This window comes from Endozoicomonas sp. SESOKO4 (assembly GCF_024606275.1).
Window position 1 is genome coordinate 1 of the sequence record NZ_JAHHPS010000550.1, and the last position, 4,569, is coordinate 4,569.

Genomic DNA, 4,569 nt, shown 5'->3' on the forward strand with positions numbered 1-4,569 from the left:
CCTCATGGAATGCATTGTCGACGCTTTCTGTTTCCAGATAGCCAGCACTGGCAGCGTTAGGCACTGCGTCGGCATTGATCAGGAGGTCAACAGGGACTTTGTTGCTGTGGGTGTTCTGCTCGTCCTGATGTTCCAGATGAACAAGGTATTTTCCATCTTGCTGATCAGGCGCTTCAATATCGACAACCCCGGTATTGGAGACCATTTGAAGGGGTGATGAATCAAGCCTTGCCATATCAAGAACCTGAGCCCAGAGGGCCTGATGCAGGGTGTCTGCTGAAATTTCTCCAAACCCGTCCGGGTCAAGCCGTCCTGAGTTTTTGTCATTGTTTTGAGGTGAATTGTTTTGAGGCGAATGCTGTTCATGGGCCGGCAGTCGGGTAAACAGTGAGTCAAACTCACTACCGAGATAAAAGCGTAATGCTTCCATCCATTGTGGGTCTAACCGCAGTGTCCCGGTGGGAGTATGGAGGGGCTCGACACTCAATAACAGGGTGACATCAGCGCCTGCTTCAACTTGTGTCAATGCCGCCAGCAGGCCGTGAATGTCCGAACCATCGATGACGACCTGTGGGTGGTATTCTGCTTCGTGATGTTTATCCAGAATCCATTGGTTAAGGTGGGCATCAATGACAGGGCTGTTAAGACTGGCAAGATCATAAAGTTTCGATAACGTCTGCCTGGCATCGTCGTCTGGCCAGTTACGTCCATCCAGCAGGAGGGAGTCTCCCCATTTTCTCCCGAGGTGCCGTGCTACTTCCAGTTTCTGCTTTTTGGCTGCGATAATGGCCTGTAACTCTTCCTGAGTAGGTGTTTTCCCGTCGCTGACTTTCTCTCTGATTGCAATAGGGTCAACCTCTTTCAGTTGGTCAACCAGCTGAGCAAAAGACTCATGTTCTGTGCTGTAAGTTAACAGTTCGTCCTCAAGCTTCTCCCTGACATCCACCAGATTTGCTCTGGCTTCCAGGGGATAGTCGCTTTCGTCGGGGTCATCGATCTCAAAGCCCAGGTCTTCCATTAATTCGTCGGTAGCTTTGACCTGCTCAAGAAACTCCAGCTGAAAAGCATCAACTCTTATGGCCGGATCACCGTTAGGGTGGGGCACTTTGCGAAAACTGAGTTCATTAATGTCTCTGACCAGGTGTTGGGTCAGTTTGAAACGCATGGGAGTGCTGATTTCACTCATCTCATCTATGCATTCGCTGAACGCTTCGGGCGACATGTCGATTTTCAGCTTTCGAACAGCCTGCCACATTTGTTCGGTTTGCCGTTTGTTGTAATGAGAAGACAGACCAGCAGCGGCAAAGCTCTGCTCCAGCTGCGCTTTCAATTCATCCGAGCTATCGGCTGTAATTTGTTCGAGAAACTCGCAGGTGTAATACAACCAGAGAAACTGATCTGCGTCTGCCAGGTTGATCGAAGGCAGCTTTGACTCCAGCTCTTGTCGAGCCTCTTCGAGCATCTGTAAGGGGGCTTTTGGAAAAATGATCGGACGCACAATCTGATCCTTTGAGGCCAGACTGAGAGGTCCGTATATCTGGAAGACCGGGGCATCAGGCGGGCCTTCCGGCAACTTCACGGGTATGGGTTCGTAGGGGACTGCGTCTGTGGCAGGTGGAGGAATCAAGGCGTCATCGGACGTCGGCTCAACCAGAGGGGTTGATTCGAAGTCGATAATTGTTAATGAGTCCGGTGTTTTGGCTTCTTCATTGGGTGGAGTCACAATAATGGTCGGAGGGGTGTTCACTGTTAATGAGTCCGGTGTTTCGGCTTCTTCAGTGGGCGGAGTCACAATAATGGTCGGAGGGGTGTTCACTGTTAATGAGTCCGGTGTTTCGTCTTCTTCAGTGGGTGGAGTCACAATAATGGTCGGAGGGGTGTAGGGAATGGGAGGCATTTCCGGACGAGGTCTTTTATGAACGATTTTGGCAGGGCCGCTGCTTTTCATGGCATCAGCAAATCGGTGCCTGCCGGGATTGTCGGGTAACTGCCTGGCCGGTCCGGTGAATTTCATGGCGTCCAGCAGCTTGACTCTTCTTTTTGGCAAGGGTTTGGAGGGTACTGGCTCTCCCATCGGAGCAGGGCTTAACATCAGAGCTTCGTTTTTTACTATTGCTCTGACTGCCCTGTCTGAGAAAAAAGTGTATCGACGGTCTTTGGCGCCATCAAAAATCTGTTGTCGCAGGGATAGGCTGGTGTGAGAATCTTCAATGACATTGATGACCATGTCCCTGAGTTTTTTTTCAGCGACTTTGTTCCTGCGGTGTGTAAATTTCCACCGGGTTTTCTTCAGAAACTCTTTTGGGGACGTCTCCACAACCGGCATGCCATTGTGCAGAGTGACACGACAGGCCCGTCCTTCCTCAGTGGCCTGGTCGATGAGTCTCAGATTATGACCCACTTGCTCTTGAATGCTCGGCATGTCAGTCCCTGATTAGGTGAAATCCAACTCTATATTTAGCGGCACGGAGTCAGGTCGGTAAAGAGCAAATAGCATAACTAATAATTGGCGGTTACTGATCCTGACTGGTGTAATGCTCAGTCTTAAAGTCTACAGGGCAGACTGGTAGAATCCCATCCTCGCTCATTTGGCAAAACGGTTATGGTCAGAGTGCCCTTAATATGACCCAAACAATTGGATTGGTGCTGGCTGGTGGCAGGTCTTCCCGAATGGGGCAGGACAAGGCTCGCCTGCTCTGGCAGAACATTCCCCTGTTTCAACATATGCAAAATTTGCTGCATGAATCCGGTATCGACAGAGTATTGCTCAGTGGTGCTCAGTGTGGCAGCAACGCGCTGGTCGATAAAATACCTGACAGGGGGCCTCTTGGCGGTATTCATGCAGCTATTGAGGCTCTGCCCGATGGTGTGAACCTCTTAGTGGTACCGGTAGATATGCCTTTATTGCCACCGGAAGCCTGCAAGAAGCTGGTATCATCCGTAGCAGAGTCCGGCAGGGCGGTTATGTTTGAAACCTTTTTCCTGCCTCTTATTCTGCCCGTCAACAGCCTGCTTCGAAGTGCCGTCAATAGTGCGCTGAGCAGCCAGGATCACAAAGACTATTCTCTTGGACGGCTCTTTGATCGTCTGCAAGGTGTGACTATCCCGCTTCCTGACGAATTGGCAGAGCATTTCCAGAACACCAATACCCCCGATGAGTGGCATCGTGCCTTGACAGCCATGAGCGAGGAAAAAGCCATGAGCGGGGAAAAGCTTGAGTAATGACTAACGACATCAAAGGAGACATGATGGCTCATAAGCAAGAAACTGAATTTGTAGCCCTGAACATTGCGGTACTGACTGTTTCTGATACTCGTACCGTGGAAACAGACACCTCCGGTCACCTGTTGGTGGATCATCTGACCGACGCAGGACATAAACTGGCAGACAAAGCCATTGTCAAAGACAACATCTACAAGATTCGTGAAGTCGTATCCCGCTGGATCGCCTCGGACAATGTTCAGGCTGTTCTGGTAACAGGTGGCACAGGCTTTTCGGGGCGCGACAGTACTCCGGAAGCATTACTCCCAATCTTTGACAAGGAAGTAGTCGGTTATGGCGAGCTGTTCCGTCAACTCTCCTATGAGCAGGTGGGTACCTCCACCATTCAGTCGAGAACCGTTGCCGGCTTTGCCAATGGGACGATCATTTTTGTGATGCCGGGTTCTAACAATGCCTGTAAGACTGGCTGGGAAGGTATTATCAGAGAGCAGTTGGACAGTCGCCAGCGCCCCTGCAACTTTGTTGAGCAACTCAAAAAGGTAGAAGGCTGATGTCGCTGACCCATACCAATGATGAGGGAAAGGCCAGCATGGTGGATGTGGGTGACAAAAATGTCACCCGGCGTGAAGCCAGGGCAGAAGGTTTTGTGGTGATGAAGGCAGAAACACTGGCGCTGGTGGCTGACAATGGTCTGAAGAAAGGCGACGTTCTGGCGGTTGCCCGCATTGCTGGCATCCAGGCGGCGAAACAGTGTGGCAACCTGATTCCACTGTGTCATCCGCTAATGCTTAGCTTTATTGGCGTAGAATTTGAACTTGAACCTGAGCAAAACCGCATTCGGATCGAGACATGCTGTCGTCTGAGTGGTAAAACCGGTGTTGAAATGGAGGCGCTGGCAGCGGCTTCAGTGGCTGCCTTGACGATCTACGATATGTGTAAGGCGGTCGATAAGGATATGTGCATCGAAGGCGTGCGGGTGCTTGAGAAAAGTGGTGGTAAGGGCGGTCACTACAAGGCAGAATAAATGACTGTGGCAACATGCGAAGCTGCCACGGGCTTTTAGGTTTTAGCTGGTAGGCTGTCGCTGCCGAATTAATAATTTCAGTTGTTCAAAGCCTTCGCTGAACCTGGCATCCATCTGGTCCATGCGCTCGTTGAATTTTGAGTCCATCTGATCCATACGCTCGGTGAATTTTGAGTCCATCTGGTCCATGCGCTCGGTGAATTTTGAGTCCATCTGGTCCATGCGTTCGGTGAATTTTGAATCCATCTGATCCATGCGTTCGGTGAAATTTGAGTCCATCTGATCCATACGTTCGGTGAATTTTGAGTCCATCTGATCCATAC

General features: G+C 50.6%; 5 protein-coding genes. 3 read left to right on the plus strand and 2 right to left on the minus strand.

Annotation, left to right across the window (positions count from 1 at the left end; translation table 11 throughout):
* The coding region (locus tag KDK16_RS10655; RefSeq protein WP_257276074.1) for a hypothetical protein at nucleotides 1–2,422 on the minus strand (2,422 nt) is incomplete at its 3' end.
* A gap of 200 nt (nucleotides 2,423–2,622) precedes the next feature.
* Between KDK16_RS10655 and KDK16_RS10660 the strand changes: the two genes are divergently transcribed.
* From KDK16_RS10660 to moaC, 3 genes are read left to right on the plus strand one after another with little or no spacing between them, the layout of a single operon-like run.
* Nucleotides 2,623–3,222 carry a molybdenum cofactor guanylyltransferase gene (locus tag KDK16_RS10660; RefSeq protein WP_257276075.1) on the plus strand — a complete coding sequence of 200 codons (600 nt, stop codon included), beginning with the start codon at nucleotides 2,623–2,625 and terminating at the stop codon, nucleotides 3,220–3,222.
* 26 nt (nucleotides 3,223–3,248) lie between these two features.
* A complete protein-coding gene (moaB, locus tag KDK16_RS10665) occupies nucleotides 3,249–3,773 on the plus strand; it encodes a molybdenum cofactor biosynthesis protein B (RefSeq protein WP_257276077.1) in 525 nt (174 codons plus the stop codon).
* The gene (gene moaC, locus KDK16_RS10670) at nucleotides 3,770–4,246 is read left to right on the plus strand and encodes a cyclic pyranopterin monophosphate synthase MoaC (RefSeq protein WP_257276078.1); all 477 of its coding nucleotides are present in this window, start codon (nucleotides 3,770–3,772) and stop codon (nucleotides 4,244–4,246) included. Before moaB ends, moaC begins: the two co-directional genes overlap by 4 nt.
* 42 nt (nucleotides 4,247–4,288) lie before the next feature.
* Here the strand turns inward: moaC and KDK16_RS10675 are convergent.
* Nucleotides 4,289–4,569, minus strand: a 281-nt coding sequence (locus KDK16_RS10675) for a hypothetical protein (protein WP_257276076.1), incomplete at its 5' end; no start/stop codon positions are given.

Coding starts and splice junctions, on each gene's coding strand:
- KDK16_RS10660 (WP_257276075.1), top strand. CDS start 2,623: ATGACCCAAACAATTGGATTGGTGCTGGCTGGTGGCAGGTCTTCCCGA.
- moaB (WP_257276077.1), top strand. CDS start 3,249: ATGGCTCATAAGCAAGAAACTGAATTTGTAGCCCTGAACATTGCGGTA.